Annotated in this window: 24 protein-coding genes and 4 pseudogenes; 9 read left to right on the top strand and 19 right to left on the bottom strand. The window is 30.9% G+C overall.

Going from position 1 to position 18023, the window contains the following annotated elements; translation table 11 throughout:
* Nucleotide 1: 1 nt before the first annotated feature.
* From CLMAG_RS08015 to CLMAG_RS08000, 6 genes and pseudogenes are all read right to left on the bottom strand, one after another.
* On the bottom strand, nt 2-559 hold the full coding sequence (locus CLMAG_RS08015) for a sigma-70 family RNA polymerase sigma factor (protein WP_278330508.1): 558 nt from the start codon (nt 557-559) through the stop codon (nt 2-4).
* A 34-nt stretch (nt 560-593) separates the two neighbouring features.
* On the bottom strand, nt 594-1289 hold the full coding sequence (locus tag CLMAG_RS08010) for a helix-turn-helix domain-containing protein (RefSeq protein WP_066620720.1): 696 nt from the start codon (nt 1287-1289) through the stop codon (nt 594-596).
* A 470-nt stretch (nt 1290-1759) separates the two neighbouring features.
* Nucleotides 1760-1834: pseudogene (locus tag CLMAG_RS34655) on the bottom strand (radical SAM protein); the annotation flags it as partial.
* A gap of 39 nt (nt 1835-1873) precedes the next feature.
* Nucleotides 1874-2005 (bottom strand): annotated as a pseudogene (locus CLMAG_RS34895) (Rpn family recombination-promoting nuclease/putative transposase); the annotation flags it as partial.
* A gap of 250 nt (nt 2006-2255) precedes the next feature.
* Nucleotides 2256-2558: a hypothetical protein gene (locus CLMAG_RS08005; RefSeq protein ID WP_066620717.1), complete on the bottom strand. Its 303-nt coding sequence runs from the start codon at nt 2556-2558 to the stop codon at nt 2256-2258.
* A 148-nt stretch (nt 2559-2706) separates the two neighbouring features.
* Complete coding sequence (locus CLMAG_RS08000; protein ID WP_066620716.1) at nt 2707-3471, bottom strand: class I SAM-dependent methyltransferase; 765 nt, start codon at nt 3469-3471, stop codon at nt 2707-2709.
* A 110-nt stretch (nt 3472-3581) separates the two neighbouring features.
* Here CLMAG_RS08000 and CLMAG_RS07995 point away from each other — a divergent pair, with 110 nt between their 5' ends.
* Entirely contained in the window at nt 3582-4232 is a 651-nt protein-coding gene (locus tag CLMAG_RS07995) for a Crp/Fnr family transcriptional regulator (RefSeq protein WP_066620712.1), read from the top strand.
* 133 nt (nt 4233-4365) lie between these two features.
* Here the strand turns inward: CLMAG_RS07995 and CLMAG_RS33555 are convergent.
* Nucleotides 4366-4566, bottom strand: a pseudogene (locus CLMAG_RS33555) (PrpR N-terminal domain-containing protein); the annotation flags it as partial.
* Between the two features lie 33 nt (nt 4567-4599).
* Nucleotides 4600-4905: pseudogene (locus CLMAG_RS33550) on the bottom strand ([Fe-Fe] hydrogenase large subunit C-terminal domain-containing protein); the annotation flags it as partial.
* On the opposite strand from CLMAG_RS33550, the gene CLMAG_RS07985 reads away from it, so the two are divergent.
* A complete protein-coding gene (locus CLMAG_RS07985) occupies nt 4905-5690 on the top strand; it encodes a substrate-binding domain-containing protein (protein ID WP_082831846.1) in 786 nt (261 codons plus the stop codon). The pseudogene CLMAG_RS33550 and the gene CLMAG_RS07985 overlap by 1 nt on opposite strands.
* 118 nt (nt 5691-5808) lie before the next feature.
* On the opposite strand, the gene CLMAG_RS07980 is transcribed toward CLMAG_RS07985, so the two are convergent.
* The 3 genes from CLMAG_RS07980 to CLMAG_RS07970 all read right to left on the bottom strand — a co-directional run bounded on the left by CLMAG_RS07980 (nt 5809) and on the right by CLMAG_RS07970 (nt 6583).
* Nucleotides 5809-5928 (bottom strand): YvrJ family protein, encoded by a 120-nt coding sequence (locus tag CLMAG_RS07980; RefSeq protein ID WP_066622964.1) that lies wholly within the window; start codon nt 5926-5928, stop codon nt 5809-5811.
* Between the two features lie 162 nt (nt 5929-6090).
* The gene (locus tag CLMAG_RS07975; RefSeq protein ID WP_066620707.1) at nt 6091-6309 is read right to left on the bottom strand and encodes a DUF2922 domain-containing protein; all 219 of its coding nucleotides are present in this window, start codon (nt 6307-6309) and stop codon (nt 6091-6093) included.
* A 49-nt stretch (nt 6310-6358) separates the two neighbouring features.
* Nucleotides 6359-6583 (bottom strand): DUF1659 domain-containing protein, encoded by a 225-nt coding sequence (locus CLMAG_RS07970; RefSeq protein ID WP_066620705.1) that lies wholly within the window; start codon nt 6581-6583, stop codon nt 6359-6361.
* A 282-nt stretch (nt 6584-6865) separates the two neighbouring features.
* Here CLMAG_RS07970 and CLMAG_RS07965 point away from each other — a divergent pair, with 282 nt between their 5' ends.
* Nucleotides 6866-7432, top strand: coding sequence for a beta-class carbonic anhydrase (locus CLMAG_RS07965; RefSeq protein ID WP_066620703.1), 567 nt, complete (start codon nt 6866-6868; stop codon nt 7430-7432).
* A gap of 75 nt (nt 7433-7507) precedes the next feature.
* Here CLMAG_RS07965 and CLMAG_RS07960 read toward each other — a convergent pair whose 3' ends face one another.
* The gene (locus CLMAG_RS07960) at nt 7508-7753 is read right to left on the bottom strand and encodes a hypothetical protein (RefSeq protein ID WP_066620701.1); all 246 of its coding nucleotides are present in this window, start codon (nt 7751-7753) and stop codon (nt 7508-7510) included.
* A gap of 181 nt (nt 7754-7934) precedes the next feature.
* On the opposite strand from CLMAG_RS07960, the gene CLMAG_RS07955 reads away from it, so the two are divergent.
* Nucleotides 7935-8828 (top strand): PHP domain-containing protein, encoded by an 894-nt coding sequence (locus CLMAG_RS07955; protein WP_066620699.1) that lies wholly within the window; start codon nt 7935-7937, stop codon nt 8826-8828.
* 120 nt (nt 8829-8948) lie between these two features.
* Here the strand turns inward: CLMAG_RS07955 and CLMAG_RS07950 are convergent, their stop codons facing one another.
* The 3 genes from CLMAG_RS07950 to mntA all read right to left on the bottom strand — a co-directional run bounded on the left by CLMAG_RS07950 (nt 8949) and on the right by mntA (nt 10529).
* Nucleotides 8949-9800 (bottom strand): DMT family transporter, encoded by an 852-nt coding sequence (locus tag CLMAG_RS07950; protein ID WP_066620698.1) that lies wholly within the window; start codon nt 9798-9800, stop codon nt 8949-8951.
* A gap of 161 nt (nt 9801-9961) precedes the next feature.
* Entirely contained in the window at nt 9962-10168 is a 207-nt protein-coding gene (locus CLMAG_RS07945; protein WP_066620697.1) for a hypothetical protein, read from the bottom strand.
* Nucleotides 10161-10529: a type VII toxin-antitoxin system MntA family adenylyltransferase antitoxin gene (gene mntA / locus CLMAG_RS07940; protein WP_066620692.1), complete on the bottom strand. Its 369-nt coding sequence runs from the start codon at nt 10527-10529 to the stop codon at nt 10161-10163. Before mntA ends, CLMAG_RS07945 begins: the two co-directional genes overlap by 8 nt.
* Nucleotides 10530-10630: 101 nt before the next feature.
* On the opposite strand from mntA, the gene CLMAG_RS35165 reads away from it, so the two are divergent.
* Entirely contained in the window at nt 10631-11041 is a 411-nt protein-coding gene (locus CLMAG_RS35165) for a helix-turn-helix domain-containing protein (protein WP_479723204.1), read from the top strand.
* A 154-nt stretch (nt 11042-11195) separates the two neighbouring features.
* Here CLMAG_RS35165 and CLMAG_RS07930 read toward each other — a convergent pair whose 3' ends face one another.
* Entirely contained in the window at nt 11196-11915 is a 720-nt protein-coding gene (locus CLMAG_RS07930) for an Rpn family recombination-promoting nuclease/putative transposase (RefSeq protein ID WP_242872972.1), read from the bottom strand.
* Nucleotides 11908-12333, bottom strand: a complete 426-nt coding sequence (locus CLMAG_RS07925) for a DUF3888 domain-containing protein (protein WP_066620684.1) — start codon at nt 12331-12333, stop codon at nt 11908-11910. Before CLMAG_RS07925 ends, CLMAG_RS07930 begins: the two co-directional genes overlap by 8 nt.
* Before the next feature lie 187 nt (nt 12334-12520).
* On the opposite strand from CLMAG_RS07925, the gene CLMAG_RS07920 reads away from it, so the two are divergent.
* The 4 genes from CLMAG_RS07920 to CLMAG_RS07905 are packed head-to-tail and all read left to right on the top strand — an operon-like array spanning nt 12521 to nt 16688.
* Nucleotides 12521-12796: a hypothetical protein gene (locus CLMAG_RS07920; protein WP_066620678.1), complete on the top strand. Its 276-nt coding sequence runs from the start codon at nt 12521-12523 to the stop codon at nt 12794-12796.
* A gap of 26 nt (nt 12797-12822) precedes the next feature.
* Entirely contained in the window at nt 12823-14355 is a 1533-nt protein-coding gene (locus CLMAG_RS07915) for a spore germination protein (RefSeq protein WP_082831845.1), read from the top strand.
* Nucleotides 14356-14384: 29 nt separating this feature from the next.
* A complete protein-coding gene (locus CLMAG_RS07910) occupies nt 14385-15557 on the top strand; it encodes a Ger(x)C family spore germination protein (protein WP_066620673.1) in 1173 nt (390 codons plus the stop codon).
* Between the two features lie 18 nt (nt 15558-15575).
* On the top strand, nt 15576-16688 hold the full coding sequence (locus CLMAG_RS07905) for a GerAB/ArcD/ProY family transporter (protein ID WP_066620672.1): 1113 nt from the start codon (nt 15576-15578) through the stop codon (nt 16686-16688).
* A gap of 138 nt (nt 16689-16826) precedes the next feature.
* Here CLMAG_RS07905 and CLMAG_RS07900 read toward each other — a convergent pair whose 3' ends face one another.
* Together CLMAG_RS07900 and sugE are read right to left on the bottom strand one after the other, a co-directional pair.
* Nucleotides 16827-17543, bottom strand: a complete 717-nt coding sequence (locus tag CLMAG_RS07900; protein WP_066620669.1) for a radical SAM protein — start codon at nt 17541-17543, stop codon at nt 16827-16829.
* Between the two features lie 123 nt (nt 17544-17666).
* Nucleotides 17667-17987 carry a quaternary ammonium compound efflux SMR transporter SugE gene (gene sugE, locus CLMAG_RS07895; RefSeq protein ID WP_066620666.1) on the bottom strand — a complete coding sequence of 107 codons (321 nt, stop codon included), beginning with the start codon at nt 17985-17987 and terminating at the stop codon, nt 17667-17669.
* Nucleotides 17988-18023 lie beyond the last annotated feature (36 nt).

Raw genomic sequence — 18023 nt, 5'->3', positions numbered from 1 at the left:
CTTAATTCCTCCCCGTTAAAATATTCTTAAGTTTTTCTAGCGCTCTCTTTTTCCTATCTATAGCGGTTCTATATGCAATTCCCTTTTCTTCTGCATACTGTCCCAAAGCTTTATCTTTTATATAAAACCATTCTATAATTTCTCTTTCTTTTTCTGACAATTCCCTTAAAGCTCTATGTAAAGCTGCTGCTTGTTCACTTTCTATAATTTGTTCTTCAACATTCTCTTCAGAAACTAGGCATTCTATAATCTCAATCCCTTCGGAATTTAGACTATTTAAACTACAATAGCTAGCTGTTTTCGCAGTACCCCTTATTAGATAATAAAAATTTTTTATAATAGCATTTTTCACATAACCTGTAAAGCTTTTTCCTTTTGAAGGATCAAACATATTTACAGCCTTAATTATTGAGAGCCGCCCAATTTGGACCAAGTCATCGAATTCTAGCCCTTTTATATAAATCCCTCTTGCAGTTTTTGCAATCAATCCCGTAAACCTTTTCATTACAACTCCCATAGCTTCCTTATCTCCAGCCTTAGCTCGAAGAACTTCTTGTATTAGTTCATACTCTTTTATACTAAAACCTCCCCATTTACATGCCTATAATTTCTATGAAGAAACATAATTCTTTTATCTCTACAAAAGTATTCATATTTTTAAGGAAGATGAGAGTAATAAAAATCATATTGTGGTAGTTTTTCAATTGTTCTATGCTTCTAATTTTACAGATAACACTTCTAAAGGTTTTCATCACACTTTTAACCATAATCCCCTTTCCCTGTGCATATTCTTCAAGATCCAGCCCAGAAATATATACATCAAATACCCTTTTCTCCTCTCTGCTTAGCTTGTCATTAATAATAGTATTGCAGATACGTTCAACGGCCATATCCCCTAATACTAAATCCTCAAATTTATGAACTTTCTCTATTTCTTTAGCTCTGTAATCATCGATGCTATTCTCACAAAGCATATTCAACTTATTAAAGTTGCTGATTTTTTTCCCAACATCACTGGTCTTGTATCTCAGACTTTTTTCAATCATACTGGTTAGCTGCCAATAGTTTTCCTTATTAGTCTTATTAATGCACTCTATAATTTTCACATTACATTCTTGAATATAATCGTCAAACTCAATGTCAATTTTTTCGTGGACTAAATTATTATAATTGTTTATTACCAGTCCTATAAACCTATTAAGTATTACTTGAGTGGCTGATTTGTCACCTCTCTTCGCTCTATCTAACAAACTTTCCATTTCGCCACAATTCGTTTTTTCTGATATCATAATTTCTTCCCCCTAGATTAATAATTTTTCAACTGTAAATTGTCCCTATATATATAAAGACGGTTAAGGCCCGAAAACAGCTACTTTTCGTCGATTAATTTTTTCGATTGATTATTACTAAATTTTCTACATAATTTATTTATTCTACTTTTATTAAAGAAACGCCTCTCCATATTGCAACTTTTAATTACCATTTATTATATAAAAATACTTTTTTCATCAATGAAATTTGTCTAAATTATAGAATTAAATTTTATGTTTTTTTGTGATAATTAAAGTTATTTCGCCTTATAAACTTGATTTTCTATTAAATTGCGCATAAAAAAAGTACATCTAGGAACTAGTCCTACATATACTTTTTTTAATTTATCCATATAATTATTATTGTTGTAACAAATAGGTAATTGTTGACTATCATCAAATGCTATTCATCTCCCGCCTATAGAGGACGGGAGAATTCCGCACAAGTATGAAATATATTCTACTAACGTATATCCTTCAATCGGTCTTTGGATTTTTTGAAAATCTTCTTCTGTTATTACTTTTCACTACATCTCTTACATATTCAACATCAAATTCATTTATTTCTGCATTAAATCCTTCATGATACCTTTAGTATTTAATATTATTTTTTGCGCTTCATCATTTAACATTATACTATTATCTTATAAGCACACATTTTGAAAAGTATATTTATGGCGACCTTTATCAAATACCTACTGTGTCTATTAGTGACCGAATGTTAAACCATATTCTTTCATCAGGTGTAATTTATCATATCCTTGCTTATCATACTTATTGATAAGATTTTGCAAATAATTTTTCCACTCCAAGTAGTCCATATTATATTTCTCCTTCGTATAATTAATGGACAATAGATTACTGCTATGACGCTGCATAAAAACGCGTATTAACTCAACAAGATATTATGTTCATGTTGTTTAACCAAAACATTTTAAGGCTCTATTAAAAATTGAACCATTCACATCCTTTATATTTTTCTGGAATGTCTTCCCTTAAATCAATCCATTCAAGTGTTTCAATAAATACTGATGGTATATTAGGAAAAACCCATCTATTCAAATATTCAATAAAGTCTTTTTCATCATAGCAAACGCCACCATCTACGCGATATTTCTTCGCATGCGGACTCTCATGTAGCCATTTGTCACAAAAATCTATACAGTATTTTCTTAAGTTACCAGCCACCTCATTTGGAACTGAATAAACAGATGGATTGTTATCTGCACTTAACAATACATACTTCACTTTAATCTACCTCCTTATGTTAGTATGAATAGTCCCCCAGAAACTCTTAATTTGTCTACCAATTATATAAATAATCTTTACTGAATAATTATTTACAGTTTCGTCACAACTTAAGAACATTATGAACTAAATATAATTACCCATTATGTCATTTGGTACGATTATTTTTATTTTTAACTGCAACAATTTGAATACGCCTGTAATCCGCTACCCATTGGTTGTTTTTCCATATGCTATTTTTGCAAAGTTTTTCTGTTTCAAGTAATATCTGCTCCTTTTGTTCATCTGAAAATTCTAGTAAATCAATTGCAAAGAATTGACAAATCCAGTTACGTAGTCCTTTTTCCCCATCAGCAAGTGGTGTTGGTCTATCATATTCAATGATATGTTTTACTTCAAAACCAACTTGATCTAATAATAACTTATATTCTTCCTTTGAAGGAAAAAAGAATGGTGAACAATAAGAATATCCCTTTTGTTCTATTACCTTTTCAAAAGCAGTTTGAATTTGACTTATATTATTTTTTGCTCCAAATTCACAAATCAATGTCCCATTATCTTTTAAACAAGTATAAACAGAATGCAACAATTTTTCTTGATTCGATATCCAATGAAAAACTGCATTAGAAAAAACAGTATCAAAATCATTTTTAAAAGGCAGATTTGTTGCATCCTCCACTTGAAAGATTAAGTTAGGATAATTAGATTTTGCCTTATCAATCATATTTTTTGATAAATCTGTTCCAATAACAGTTGCACCGTTTTTTGCCAACTCATTTGTTAGTACCCCTGTACCACATCCTAAATCCAAAATTTTTTGCTTTTTTCCCACATTTACAAAATTAATCATAGACTTACCGTATTCTGCTACAAAAGAATGTTTATTATCATATAGATTACTATTCCATTTCATTTTTTTGCTACCTCCATAAATTGTTTTACTATATTATTACATAAAACTTTTATGAAGAATGTAAACTATGATACAATTAAAAAATAATTACTAAATGGAGGTATTTTTTCTTGAATAAATGGGAATTATTTTTAGGCCATAAAATAGGTATTCCTACTGAATTGTTTGAAACTTTTAAGACAAAACCTGCACAGATGTTTAAAAATAATCAAATAATTTATCGTCAAGGAGAAATTGCTAAAAATTTTTATTACCTAAAAGAAGGAAGAGTTCAAGCTTTTGTAAATTCCCCAGATGGCTTAGAAAAAATTTTAACAATTTATAAAAAGGGAGAAATTTTTGGAGAAGCTTCTTTTTTTGATGGCTTTCCAAGAATGTCATCGGCAAAAACTTTTTCAGATTCAGAAATCATCAACATTAATAAATCTGACATTATGTTATATTTTCAAAGAGAGCCACTTCTTGCTTTGAATTTCATAGAGCTTTTATCGAAAAAGGTAAGAATGTTATCAAATGAAATTGACAATATTTCATTTTTACCAGCAGAGAAAAGAATTACCCAATATCTATTAAATATGAGTCTATATACTAATTGTTCTATTGATTGCACCCATGAAGATATTGGAAGGGCTGTAGGTGTAAGTAGAGTTACGGTAAGCAGAACTTTAAACAAATTCTCTCAATATCAATGGATTGATACTAAATATAAAAAAATTCTCGTATTAAACAAAAATGCTCTTTTGAAATTTTTAGAAGCATAATCTATTAATTATAAAGAAAAATAGAGATTCTATAAATGGTTTTCATATTATACGATTATGACGCATAAAATTACAATTATTCATTTATCGTGGATTTACGTTGTATGCCCTTACTTTCTTTCAGTCATACACATCAACTTATGACCGCCTCTTTTATCGCTCCTTTAATCGAAGGCACTTTTGTGTCCAGCATTTCAACCTTCATGCCATACTTCATCGCTACTGTAGAGGCTAAAGTACCTGCAACAACTCCAGTTACTCCTTGTTGTTTGAGCTGTGGTATTATTTTTTCTAACTCATTTAATTTATCGCATGGATGCATATATATTTCAGTATCTGCAACTTTATAATTATAAGTATTTTCACCAATCAGTGCTGGACCTCCTATACATCCACCTTCACACATCATGCCTTCTATAAAGTTTCCTTGAAGTCTCCCCCCTTTAGCCATAACCATGGTCTTCTTTATCTCATCAAACCCACTTGCTTTCACTGGTTTGAATTCTATCTCAAGTCCTTTTTCCTTAACATAATTCTCTATAGAACTTGTTAGTCCCCCAGCTTGTGCAAAGTTTCTTCCAAAAACTGAAGCATCTTCAATCGCGGCATCCTCACAGGTTTCAGGATCTATATTAAAAGCTGCCATTAAGGCTACTATTTCTTCAAAATTTAATGGCTAGATTTTTAACAGGACTTCAAAACGAAGTTTTTAATTCCAATCGCAACTTTGACATTGTAATTTGTCCCTATAAGAATGATTTTCTTCATTTGGAAAAAGGGATTACAAATCGTAATATATACAATGCTGCAATTATTGCAAATACCTCTGTTTCAGATATGGAATATCTAGAAAGCATAACTCCTGAAATACCTTTGGTTTTATTTAATCGTTTTTCTAATAGATATTGTTCAGTCCATGTCGACAACTATAAGATGGGTAAGCAAGCTGCCTCATTGTTTGCTGATATGGGACATAAAAGTGCTGCTATCATATTAGCTAAATCAGCATATCTTGCAATGGATATTAGAAATAAAGGATTTATAGAAACTTGCCGAACTGCTAATATTGAAATCCTACCAGAAAATATCATAATTTCTGATAACACCATAGAAGGTGGTGTGGAAGCTGCTAAGAAATTTATTAAATTAGATAATCGTCCTAAATCTCTGTTTTGTAATTCTGATACCTTAGCTTTAGGTGTACTTCACGTATTTAACAAGGAAGGAATTAAAGTTCCAGATGATGTAGAAATAATTGCAGTTGGTATGAGTAGGGTTGAAAATACAGAGTTCAGCACTCCTCCACTTACTACCGTTAATATCCCCATGGAGGAAATGGCTAGATCTTGCATTCAGCTTGTTTCTGATCTAATTGATCATAATATTGAAAGTACTGCTAATGTTTTATTCGATACACCATTGATAATTAGGGATTCTTGTGGTAATACCAAAAAGTAGTGCTGATATAAATTTTGTGGTAGAATGCAGAAACTATTATAAATTCTTCTATGATAAATACCACCTTTAATTAGGTGTAAAAAAGTACATGCAGGAACCAAGTCCTACATGTACTTTTTTAAGCTTTTATTGAATTAGCCAAATTATTTATACTGACTGTTAATACTTCAAGCTTTGCCTCTAACCTAACCAGTAGATATACAGATACAGCTATCGGAAAGCCCACATTACCAATCATGTTCAACAGATCATTATTCAAACAGCCTCACCTACTTTATTTTTTACCTGACTAACTTGGGGTAAAAGAATCCCCATCTGAATTAAGATTTTGCTTCAACTAAAGATTAGATAGGATAGTAAAGAACTTCCTATCTAATCTCATTGTAAAGCTTCAAAGTGCTTACTTTACCGTTAATTCAGTGGAAGTCTTATCTACAAGTTCTGCAGAATCTTTATCTTTTAAATCTCCTCCAGTGCTTGTAAATATATTCTTTGCAATTATCACATCCATAGCAGCGCTTACCTCTGCTTCAGTTACACCATCTTTAACATTATTCACTCTTATGGCAGTTTTACTGCCGCCCTCATTTAAAAAATTCATAACTAAGGTTTTACTCATGTACACATCCTCCATTTTTTTATTTTAGTTGAGCGTTGAGAACTACTAATTAAGCATTTGTTATGCCGCTTTGATCTTCTCTTATAACCTCATTTAAGGTTTTTCCAAGAAGCTTTTCAATTTCCAGTGACACATCTAAAATATTTTGTTCTGTTGCAGTAGTTTTTACCTTTGAAAACCTCTGATTTTTGATTATCTCTTTTCCCAGTGCATCTACACCATCCCCATATTTAACTATTAGTGTAGTCTGCAGCTTTGTTGCCATTGCAGCCATATTTATCATCTCCCTTCACTTATTATATATACAGTTACAGGAGCTATAGGCAGAAATATTATAATTTATTCTTTTAGTTTGTATCAACAACTTTGATTATAGTTGCATTACTCTAAACTCAGACCTCATAAGGAAGGTTTTAATCACGTATAAATTTACTGTGTCTGCAATAAAAATATCCACCTATTATTATATAAATATGATATAATTACTATCATCTAAATTTCAATAGTATGAAGATACTAAATTAATTTAAATATTATAATTTTTTTGGAGGTTTCTATGAATAAGTTACAAGAAATATTAGATTATAATCAATCCTTTGTAGAAAATAAAGAATATGTTAAGTATAAAACATCAAAAGAGCCGAAAAAAAAGCTGGTGATTTTATCCTGTATGGATACTAGATTAACAGAGCTTCTTCCAAAAGCATTAAATCTAAAAAATGGAGATGTAAAACTTATTAAGAATGCCGGTGCTTCTATAATGCATCCATTTGGAAGTATAATAAGAAGTATTGTGGTTGCTGTTTATGAATTTCAAGCAGATGAGGTTTTAGTAATTGGTCATCATGGTTGTGGCATGAGTAATTTAAATGCAGATAAAACCTTAGAAAGTGCAAAAGAACGAGGCATATCTACAGATGTTATATCAACTTTATGCAATGCAGGCATTGATATAAAGAAGTGGTTACATGGTTTTAACTCTGTAGAGGAATCTGTTAAAGAGAGTGTTACATTAATAAAAAATCATCCTTTAATCCCTAAAGATATAAAAGTCCACGGATTGATAATAGATCCTGAGACAGGAAAATTAGAGGTAGCTGTTAACGGCTATGAAGAGAGCTAATCCATTTACTAGTTTGCAATCTGGAGTTGCTGCAATTGAATAAGCATATGAAAAAGTATTATAGAGGATTAACCCCTATAATACTTTTTTTAGCTGCTCCACTTCATATTCTTTAACTATTTTATTATTTCCTTCATCCTTAACAATAAGATTTACTTTCCCATCTTTAATTTTAAGTACTTTACCTTTAGTTTTAGTTCCTATAACATTTACAGAAGTTTTTAGCATAAGCTCTTTTATGTCACTTGAATCACAGTAAGCACACTTACCTTCATTTTTTATAATCCTTTTGCATTCTGAACAATAATAGAGTTTTTCCATACAATACCTCCCTAATGTCATTTAAATTATTATTTGGTTTGTATTTATATATTCGATATTTACCTTAAATTTCCTTTTAATGGTTTGGAAATTTTTAGGGTGTTTATCAAATTAAATTTATAATAAAACATAATATAACAAAAGATGTTTATAATAATATTATAGAAAGGATGTAAAATTCATGATAAACAAATTCATTGATTTGCACATGCATAGTTATTATAGTGATGATGGGGAATTCTCACCTTCTGAGCTGGTGAAAATGTGCCATAACAAAGGAGTTTCCATTATGGCAATTGCTGATCATAACAGTATAAAGGCAGTAGATGAAGCAAGAAAAGAAGCCTGCAAATACAATATTCATTTCATTAATGGAATTGAAGTAGACTGCACATATGGAGATATAAATCTGCATGTTCTTGGATACGGAATCGATTATAAAAAGGTGATGTTCTGTGATCTGGAAGAAAACATTCTTCGTCAAGAAAAAGCCTGTTCTGTTAAGAAATTAGAGTTAACAAGGAGCCTTGGATTTGATATAAAAAAAGAGCAGGTGGATGAATTAAGCAAAAGTGGTATCTATACCGGAGAAATGTTTGCAGAAATTCTATTGAATGATTCACGATATAAAGAAAGTGAATTGTTACATCCATACAGGTCTGGCGGTAGTCGTAGTGATAACCCTTATGTTAACTTTTACTGGGACTTTTATTCTCAAGGAAAGGCATGCTATACAGAAATCATTTATCCTTCACTAGAAGATGTGAGCAAACTGATAGCTGAAAGTGGCGGCATTACAGTACTTGCTCATCCGGGCAATAATTTAAAAGGACAATTTGAACTCTTTGATGAAATGATAGATTCTGGTTTACAGGGCGTTGAAGCATTCAGCAGTTATCATGATGCTGAAACTGCGAAATATTTTCTTCAGAAAGGCAGAGAACACAACCTACTGGTGACCTGCGGCAGTGATTTCCACGGAAAAACAAAACCATCCATAGAACTTGGAGAAACTACGTGTATGATAGATCAGTGCGAAATTCAAAAGGAATTAGAAAAAAGAAGATTAATATAATATAACTTATTACGGCGGCTTTGAGAACTCAAGGCCGCCGTTTCATTATGTCTATTGATTAAAATGATTTTTAGTAAACAAATAACAATAAAGATTTTTAGAATTTTATTTTTTAATGAGTTATTTAGATTTTATAGTTGAGTAAAAAACAGTGCCTAAAATAATAATTCCACCTAAAATTTCTCTTAAAGTTGGTATTTCTCTTAATAAAAAAACAGCAAAAATAATACCATAAACTGGTTCAAGACTTGATATAATTCCTGCCGTCTGCGTTTTAATGTTCTTTAAACCACTTATGAATAATGAGTGAGAAATTCCAGTAAAAATTATACCCAATATGATTAGCAGTAGTACATCTCTAATATGAAAAGCGGGTTTTTGCAAAAACAAAAAAGGAATTAATACAATTGTTGCTACAAGTTGTTCATAAAAAGCAATTACAGAACTTGAATATTCTTTTACATATTTTCTATTAAGCATTGAAAGAATGGCATAAGTAAAACCAGATATTATTCCCCAAAGAACACCTTGGGTTAGATTACTTCCCATTTCAAACTTTGGAATAACAAACACTACACCCAAGAATGTAATAATTGCAATTACAATATCTGACAACTTAATTTTCTCTTTAAAAAAACATGGTTCAAGAAAAGTAACGAAAACAGGGAATGTAGAAAATGTAAGTAATCCTATTGCTACTGTAGACACCTGTATGGACTTAAAAAAAGTGCTCCAGTGGATTGCTAAAATTACACCCATTACTACCAAATAAAAATAATGCTTTTGTTGTTTTAGTTTTATATCTTTTTTGAGATAAATCATTATAATCAATAAAAAAATGCTTGAAAAGAAAACTCTCCCAAGGACAATTATTATTGATGACAATGATAACAATTTTCCAAACAAACCTGATAAGCCAAATAAAAAAACTGCTAAATGAATCTCCATTAAACTTTTATTTTTTATATTCATATAGTTACCTCCCGATACAACCTAAAGGTTATCTTATGAAGTGGAAACTTGAATCAGATGGGGTTTCGTCTACGACCCGGGGCTTTGCCCGTTAAATGCTATTTAGGCATTTAACCCCCACCTGATTCTTAGTTGAACGAATCCAGGGACGTAGCCGCTCTTTACTCCCTGTTTGGAGAAGATAGACTAATAGATATATAGTCCTTACATAATATATGAAAATCTAAAAAGTATGCCCTCACACTATGATATAGTATTTTCTTAATGCTATCATCACATATATCTATTGAATCTAAGCACTCTTTAAAATCAATTTGCCACTCTTTAAAATCACTAAGTAATTTTAAAACTCTATCTCTATTAATCAATTAAATCAGTCTCCCTCCTGTGAATAAAATCACTATTTTCTATAAAAAATCTCTCTATAAATTTATATAAATTTTCAAAGGCATTATTTTTGCTATAAATAACTTCAGCATCATTTACTATATTTTTTAATAATAGCTTATCAGTATTTTCATTTATTTTTACTACATCCACATTATCATTAAGCAGATTTTCTAGTTCTGATTCTAGCTTCAATTCTTCATCTAAGGACAAGCTACCTATTACAAAAATATCATAGTCCGAATCTTCTCTATTGTCCCCTCTAGAACGACTCCCAAATATTCCAACGGATTGAAGATTATATTTCTCAGCAATATTTCTAATTACGTTTCTTGAATCCATATAAAAAACTCCTTTCCTTAAGGATATATGGATTAGTATAGCCTAATTATACCTAAGCTTTACATTCTTAACAATATACTATACTGTAACTTAAAGTTAAGATTGTCTATAAAAAAGGGGCTGTTGAACTGCCAGTTAAACATTTTATTTCAAGCAACGCTTCAGATATAAGAATCACTAGTGATGCCCTGCTAACCCTTGGTAGTTTACCTTATAAAGGAAATATAAGGCATCTTCACAATATTGTAGAGAGACTTATTGTGATGTGTGAAAATAACATTATTGATGACTACTTGGTCTCTCAGGTTTTAGATTTAGAACCCAATAATTCAGAAAAAAGAGTTCTTCAACCCTTCTCTGAAGAACCAAGTGATGCCACATCAGAAATTTCAAAAATAGAAAATCAGTTAATAAAGGATACGCTAAAAAAATATAACGGTAATAAGACTAAAGTAGCAAAAGAGCTTGGAATGAGCTATACAACCCTATGGCGTAGACTTAAGAAGATGTAGTAAATAATCAGATGAAATGGTCGGTTAAATTTTTTTACTTTTTAAACTCTATAAATTGCAAGCAAAAAAATTACTGACGAATATTCCATGTCAGTAATTTTTTTAATACAAAGCTTTTTAATTATTAATTTTAAATCTATAATTTATTAACTTATCAAATATTATAATACTGTTCCAATATCTTTTTCACTTGATCTTCTGATATATTACACTCTTTCGATATTTGACTTATTGTATATCCTTCAGTTGAAAGCTTTAATACTTTTTTTGTCAAAAGAATTCCTTCTTCTCTTCCTACTTCTCTTCCTTCTTCAATTTTTTCTCTATCTCTTTCCAATAAAGTCATAAACTCCACCTCCACTGAAATATCATTTTTAACTTCCTGCACTCTTTTGTGTATGCTTTTCACAAGATTTCCTTTTGCATGCTTTACTGTATCATCTGTTGAATCTTCTACATATGCAAGGAATTCTAGTAATTCTTCACTTAAATCCTTCATTATTCCTTTAGTATTTAATATTATTTTTTGTGCCTCATCATTTAATATTATACTATTATCTTCTAAGCATACATTTTGAAAAGTATATTTATGGCGGCCTTTATTAAACAAATCAAATGTACAAATAAATATAATATAACTTTTTGTAAGCCCCCTATAATCTTCACCTTTGCTTATTAAGTCTAAGTCTATACTTCCTTGATAATATCTTAGTCTCTTAGGTAAATTCTTATGCTTTCCTCTCTGCATTTCAACATTGTAGATTGTATTATTTTCTATTGCAAAATTTTTATCATTTACTAAGGCTTCTCCTTTTGAGTTAATAAAGATTAATTCTGCTTTTGTATTTTCTATCATATTTTCTAGTTCAATCATAGAACGACACATCTTTATGTTTAAAATTCACAACATGTATTCCAGTATCATCAAATCTTATTGTAACCATCTCTAAGCCATAAGGTGGATTATGCGGTCCTTTAAATGTTGCTACTGAAATCATAGTTTCAAAATTAAATGTCCCAGGCTCAAGTCTTTTTATACTTATAATTTTGGCATCCCATAAATCAAATTGCCTTAGTTCACCATAATAGTTTTCAATTGCTTTAGATATATATGGTGTAAAAACACTAAGCAATAAGTCATTTTCTAATTTTTCTTGAGATTCATCTTGATTTATATTGACTGCATTAAAAAAAGTGTTCTTATCGTTAGCATAAGTGGTAGAGCAAAATCTATTAGTAAAAGCTATTGTGAAAAGTATAATAGTAAATATTATAACTAATTTTTTTCTCATGTTATCACCTCTGAATATAATTTGTACAATGTTATATATTATATTCAGTTTAGCCTTTAACGTGGTTTTGTTGAAAATGTTGGTGGCACCCCTTTTAGAAAATACAGTTGCGTTACTCACGTAATATTTTTACAATATTGTTGTAATATGAATGTAATACAACAATAGCATCTATGAGGAAGCACATATGGGAAATAAGTTACAGAAATCAGTGGTGCTTTATTCCAATTCAGAAGAAGACATTAAAAAGTATCCAGTTTCTATAGAACATACAGACTTTAGCCACCGGATAGATGAAATGGTGAAGGTAATTAGTCAACAGAGGCAATACAAGATAAGAGAGCCTAAAGGCGGCAGAAATAAAATGCTGCTCCTTTTTTGTATAAATAGGCGTAATAGTAAGAAAGTGTATATATTAGCACATCATGAAAATACTAGTTATGAGATAATTAAAAGTAGGTGATTAAAATAAACAGTAGTAATTCTAACATGAATAGCACAACTAATTCTACTACAAGTATGGAGGATCAGCAGAAACAACCTATATATGTATCAGAAGAGCTGAAATTGAATAAAGATTTTCTGCACAATGTGTTTAGTAATTGTTCAGATGTAATGATAAGAGAAATAAATATAGCTAGTAACTCAGAGTATCCAGCTTTTCTAATTTATATTGCCAATTTGACTCCACCAAAAATGATAGAAGAATCTGTAATAGATAAACTTATTAGGTATCCATTAGGGGTAACCGCTAATCTCAATGACATTAATTATTATGAGAGCTTGTTTGGGGTAGGAAAAGCAGATACTTACGATGACATGAATAAAATTATTGATTCAATATTACAAGGAAATATAGCTCTATTTGTCAGTGGAATAAATAGAAGCATAACAGCTAGTTTGAAAAGCCCACCAAACAGACCTGTAGAAAAACCGGATACAGAGTTAAGTTTGCGAGGTCCTAAAGAATCTCTAAACGAATCGATAGAGGTTAATATAGCGTTAATAAGGAAGCGATTGAAGAACAGATACCTAAAAGTAGAAAGGATTAAGATTGGAACTAATACCAAAACTGATGTTATGATTATTTACTTAGAAAACATAGCTAATCCAAAGATAGTAAACGAAGCACGGAATAGGGTTAATGAAGTAAATACAGATGCTATTTTCGATAGTAATGATCTCCAAGAATTTATTAGTGATACTCGTAAAAGCATGTTTCCTTCAACTTTTACAACAGAAAGACCTGATGCAGTTGTGAGTAAATTGCTAGAAGGGAGAATAGCAATTATTACTGATGGTAGTCCAACGGCTATAACTGCTCCAGCAGTTTTTATGGAATTTCTGCAGGGGAGTGAAGATTATTACTTACGATATATTCCAACAACCTTTAATAGATGGATTAGGTATTTCCTTTTTTTTATATCTATACTGTTGCCTGGATTTTATGTTGCAATCATAACATTTCATCAGGAACTGATACCAACATCTTTGCTGATAACAATAATTAAAGGCCGCAGTAACGTTCCCTTTCCTGCTCTTTTGGAGACACTGACCATGGTATTTATTTTTGATGCATTACGAGAAGCAGGACTTAGGATGCCAAGAGCATTAGGTCAGGCTATAAGTATAGTTGGTGCTTTAGTATTAGGAGAGGCAGCAGTTGGTGCAGGACTAGTCAGCGAACTAATGGTAATAGTTGTGGCATTTACAGGCATATCCTCTTTTACATTAGGATATCCTGAGATGTATATGTCAATTTTGATACCACGTTATATATTTATAATTTTGGGTGGAACTTTAGGTCTATTGGGATTAAATTGCGGATTTGCAATTTTATTAATAAACTTTACCTCTAAGCGTTCTTTTGGGGTACCTTATATGGCTCCAATAATGCCATTAGTAAAAGATGAATTAGGTGACGCTATTGTAAGATCCCCAGCTCCTGCTATGAAAAATAGACCTAAAATAATGACCTGGATAAATTCCACACGCAGACAGAAAAGGGATAAAACTAAGTGATTCAATACTTTTAGATGGATGTGAAAATTATGAAAAAAAGGCTTTTAAGTATATTTTTGATTATTACGCTTACATCTTTTTGTTCAGGATGCGCACAAAAAGTAGAAATAGTTAACCTAGCTAAAGTAATGGCTTTAGGTGTGGATACTGCACCAGACGGAAAATTTATAGTAAGTATAAGAATACTATCAGAATCATCTTCACAAAAGTCCTCAGGAATGTCAATGCGAAGAGGTGGGGGAAAACCTACAGAGTCTGCAATATATACTGCCACTGGCGATACAATACTTCATGCAGTAAATAAATTAAATAAACAACTTGGTAAGGAAATAAGATTTTCTCATAATAAGGTCATTATTATAGGAGAAGAAACTGCAAGGAAAAGCATACACAATATTTTAGACAACTCCTTGAGACTGTATCAAATGAGACCCAATATTCCAATGCTGATAGCCAAAGGAACTGCTTTAGAAATAATGAAAATAGAAACTCTTGAAAATCCCTTACCGCCAGCTGCCATTGAAGACATATTAGAGAGGCAGGACAAAATAGGATATGCACCCTATAGCACTAATCTAGATATTGCTAATGCGCTGCTAACTGAGAGTACTGCACCAATTGCTCCAGTTATAAAGAAAAATACTGATGAAATAACTAATTTGGATTCTTTTAAAATTGAAGGCACCGCTGTGTTTAAAAAGGATAGATTAATAGGCTTTATGAATGAAAAGCAAACGAGAGGTTTAGAATGGGTGATAGGAAAAATACGACGTAGTGCTGTAGTATTACCTGGCATTAAAAATGGTAGCTTAAGTACGCTGATTATAAACTCATCTACTAAAATAACACCTATATTAGAAAATGATAGTACAACAATAGAAATAGATATAAAAAATAGCTCTAATATACGGGAGATGACAGAGGACTTAGATGTAATGAAGAATCCAGACATAATGGATAAACTTAATCAAATTCAAAATAATGTAATAAAATCTGAGGTAGAGGAAGCGATAAATACTGCACAAAAAGATCTTAACCAAGATGTATTTGGTTTTGGTGAGGTTATCCATAGAAGTTATCCAAAACAATGGAAAAAGCTTAAAGATAAATGGGATGAAGAGTTTGAGTACTGTAAGGTAAATGTAAATGTACATTCAAGTATTAAAAGACCAGGAAGTTTGAATAAAACAATAAAACAATAAAATAATAGGAGAAAAAGAGTGGAGATCAAAATATCAAAATATCAATTGTTTAGCCTTATGGTAATGCTTCCTTATGCCACTGCTGCATTGTATTTTCTTACCCCTGAACTTCAGCAGGATGTATGGATTGGTATATTAATTTATATTTTACCCGGTATTGCTCTGCAATATATTTATATATCACTGTTTAAAAAATATCCTAAGGATACTTTAGCAACTTATATGCCTAAGATACTAGGAAAATTTTTAGGAAGCTTAGTTAGTATAACTTATATAGTATACTTCGCATATATAGCAGCAAGAGACTTAAGGGATTTCGTGGAACTTTTACTTAATGATGTTATGGCATATATGCCGCCCGCTGTGATATATATATCAATAATGGCCACAGTTACCTATGGCCTTTACAAAGGTTTCGAAAACATTGCAAGAGTAGCAGGAATGGGGATACTTATTTTTATCATATTTCTTATCCTTGAGATTACTTTCTTATTAATAACTCCTCACGCTACTCACTTTAAAAACCTTTTGCCCCTGGTGGAAAATGGATTTGTAGACATAATAAAAAAAGGATGGCCTCTAGTGGCGTTTCCTTATGGAGAAACAGTAGCCTTCACTATGCTGTACTCTTATGTAAATCAACCAGAAAAAGTAAAAAATGTCGCCTATATTTCTATTATTGTGGAAGGCATACTTTTATGTATAGTGAATATAGTTTTTATAATATCCTTAGGAGCAAAATATGCGTCACTGACTTTGTTCCCACATATACTTGCAATGCGTTTAATTAAATTTGGAGGATTTGTAAATAGGTTCGATATACTTGTAATAATACTTATGATTTACGGTGCTTTTTTTAAAATCAGTATACTTACATATGTATCTATGCTGGGAACAACCCAACTACTTAAATTAAAGGATACAAAAGTACTTGTCATACCCTTCTGTATTATTATAACGATAGCCTCAGTTTTATTAGCACGAAATTATCCTCAGCATATAAAGTTAGGGTTAGATTTTACTGTAAAATACATACATATACCGATACAAATTGTTATACCTTCTATTACTTTAATAGTTTGTTGTGTAAAACGCTGGATCTTTAAAAATAATCAGTTGACTAATAGTTGAACAAAGATTCATAAATTTATAATATTTAGATGAATAATTTTAGATAAGTTTACTAATAGTAACTAATGAGAGTTCAACTTTAAAGATATATTCCTCTTTTAAGACTAAGCGTAATTTACGCTTAGCCTCCTACTATATTTAGGTGTATGGGCCAGTGGTATGAAGTAAACTGTTTATTAATGCCTTTGAAATTTCCTCAAATCTTTCATCAGTTATACCAAGTTTTTTCTTAAATCTTTCATCTTCCATTCTTGCAACAATTATTTTGCTCGGAGATATTTCGTTGATAATATTTTTTATCTTCTGAATTGATTTTTCATCATCGTTATAGCCCTTAATGATAGTAATTTCAAATATAAATTCCCCTTTGTATTGTTTATTAAATGAAACCATGTTAGAAATATATTCTTCTAACGTATATCCTTCAATCGGTCTTTGGACTTTTTGAAAATCTTCTTCTGTTATTACTTTTATCTCTCCAACCACCTCATCACATTTATTAGCAATTTTTATATATTCATCTCTACCTAGTAAATATCCATTAGATAGTAGCCGTACAGGCACTCCCTTACTTTTGATTAGGTCAATAATATCACCAATTTTATCATTTACTAAAGCTTCTCCTTTTGAGTTAATAAAGATTAATTCTGTCTTTGTATTTTCTATCATGTTTTCTAGTTCAATCAATGAACTATCTATTTTGTCAAATGACTTTTGGATATCTACCTTATTTTGCGACCTTCCAATAGGGCAAAATATACAGTCAAAGTTACAATGCTTTTCTGGAAGTATGTTAACTTCTAGCACCCTCCTTCCATCTTCAATATAAATATCCTTATAACTGAAACCACTCATCACCTTTTTCTCCTTTCACTCGAAACACTGGGCAGTTTGCCCGTTACATTTAGGACTTTAACTCCCTGAAATTACTTTATTAATACTTCTTTATTAGTTGTTTCTTATTTTTTAATTAGCGGATTATTTTATTGATATTAATTTCAACCCAATGATTCCACTAACTATGAAGACTATACAAACTATACGTATGATATTAATGGGTTCCTTAAATAAAATAATACCTAACAATACTGTACCAATAGTGCCTATTCCTGTCCAAATTGCATATGCAGTACCTATTGGGAGACTTTTTAAAGACAATGATAAAAAATAGAAACTTGCGATCATCCCTACCAAAGTTAATATACTGGGCATTATTTTTGTAAATCCTTCTGAATACTTTAATCCTACTGCCCACCCTACTTCAAAAATTCCCGCTATCACTAAATAAAACCATTCCATAATTACTCCTTCTAAAAACAAGTATTTGCGTTTACC

The sequence above is a fragment of the Clostridium magnum DSM 2767 genome, assembly GCF_001623875.1.
Classification (GTDB): domain Bacteria; phylum Bacillota; class Clostridia; order Clostridiales; family Clostridiaceae; genus Clostridium_AM; species Clostridium_AM magnum.
Note: the sequence above shows the minus strand (reverse complement) of the source record. Positions and strands in the feature narration are given on the sequence as shown.

Excerpts from the sequence above, each read along its gene's own strand:
- CLMAG_RS07960 (WP_066620701.1), bottom strand. The coding sequence starts at position 7,753 with ATGGAAAAACTCTATTATTGTTCAGAATGCAAAAGGATTATAAAAAAT.
- CLMAG_RS07980 (WP_066622964.1), bottom strand. The coding sequence starts at position 5,928 with ATGATTGGTAATGTGGGCTTTCCGATAGCTGTATCTGTATATCTACTG.
- CLMAG_RS08000 (WP_066620716.1), bottom strand. The coding sequence starts at position 3,471 with ATGAAATGGAATAGTAATCTATATGATAATAAACATTCTTTTGTAGCA.
- CLMAG_RS07975 (WP_066620707.1), bottom strand. The coding sequence starts at position 6,309 with ATGAGTAAAACCTTAGTTATGAATTTTTTAAATGAGGGCGGCAGTAAA.
- CLMAG_RS07970 (WP_066620705.1), bottom strand. The coding sequence starts at position 6,583 with ATGGCTGCAATGGCAACAAAGCTGCAGACTACACTAATAGTTAAATAT.
- CLMAG_RS07950 (WP_066620698.1), bottom strand. The coding sequence starts at position 9,800 with ATGAATATAAAAAATAAAAGTTTAATGGAGATTCATTTAGCAGTTTTT.
- CLMAG_RS08010 (WP_066620720.1), bottom strand. The coding sequence starts at position 1,289 with ATGATATCAGAAAAAACGAATTGTGGCGAAATGGAAAGTTTGTTAGAT.
- CLMAG_RS07965 (WP_066620703.1), top strand. The coding sequence starts at position 6,866 with ATGAATAAGTTACAAGAAATATTAGATTATAATCAATCCTTTGTAGAA.
- CLMAG_RS07985 (WP_082831846.1), top strand. The coding sequence starts at position 4,905 with ATGGCTAGATTTTTAACAGGACTTCAAAACGAAGTTTTTAATTCCAAT.
- CLMAG_RS07915 (WP_082831845.1), top strand. The coding sequence starts at position 12,823 with ATGAATAGCACAACTAATTCTACTACAAGTATGGAGGATCAGCAGAAA.
- mntA (WP_066620692.1), bottom strand. The coding sequence starts at position 10,529 with ATGGATTCAAGAAACGTAATTAGAAATATTGCTGAGAAATATAATCTT.
- CLMAG_RS07925 (WP_066620684.1), bottom strand. The coding sequence starts at position 12,333 with ATGAGAAAAAAATTAGTTATAATATTTACTATTATACTTTTCACAATA.
- sugE (WP_066620666.1), bottom strand. The coding sequence starts at position 17,987 with ATGGAATGGTTTTATTTAGTGATAGCGGGAATTTTTGAAGTAGGGTGG.
- CLMAG_RS07900 (WP_066620669.1), bottom strand. The coding sequence starts at position 17,543 with ATGAGTGGTTTCAGTTATAAGGATATTTATATTGAAGATGGAAGGAGG.
- CLMAG_RS07955 (WP_066620699.1), top strand. The coding sequence starts at position 7,935 with ATGATAAACAAATTCATTGATTTGCACATGCATAGTTATTATAGTGAT.
- CLMAG_RS07910 (WP_066620673.1), top strand. The coding sequence starts at position 14,385 with ATGAAAAAAAGGCTTTTAAGTATATTTTTGATTATTACGCTTACATCT.
- CLMAG_RS07930 (WP_242872972.1), bottom strand. The coding sequence starts at position 11,915 with ATGATTGAACTAGAAAATATGATAGAAAATACAAAAGCAGAATTAATC.
- CLMAG_RS07920 (WP_066620678.1), top strand. The coding sequence starts at position 12,521 with ATGGGAAATAAGTTACAGAAATCAGTGGTGCTTTATTCCAATTCAGAA.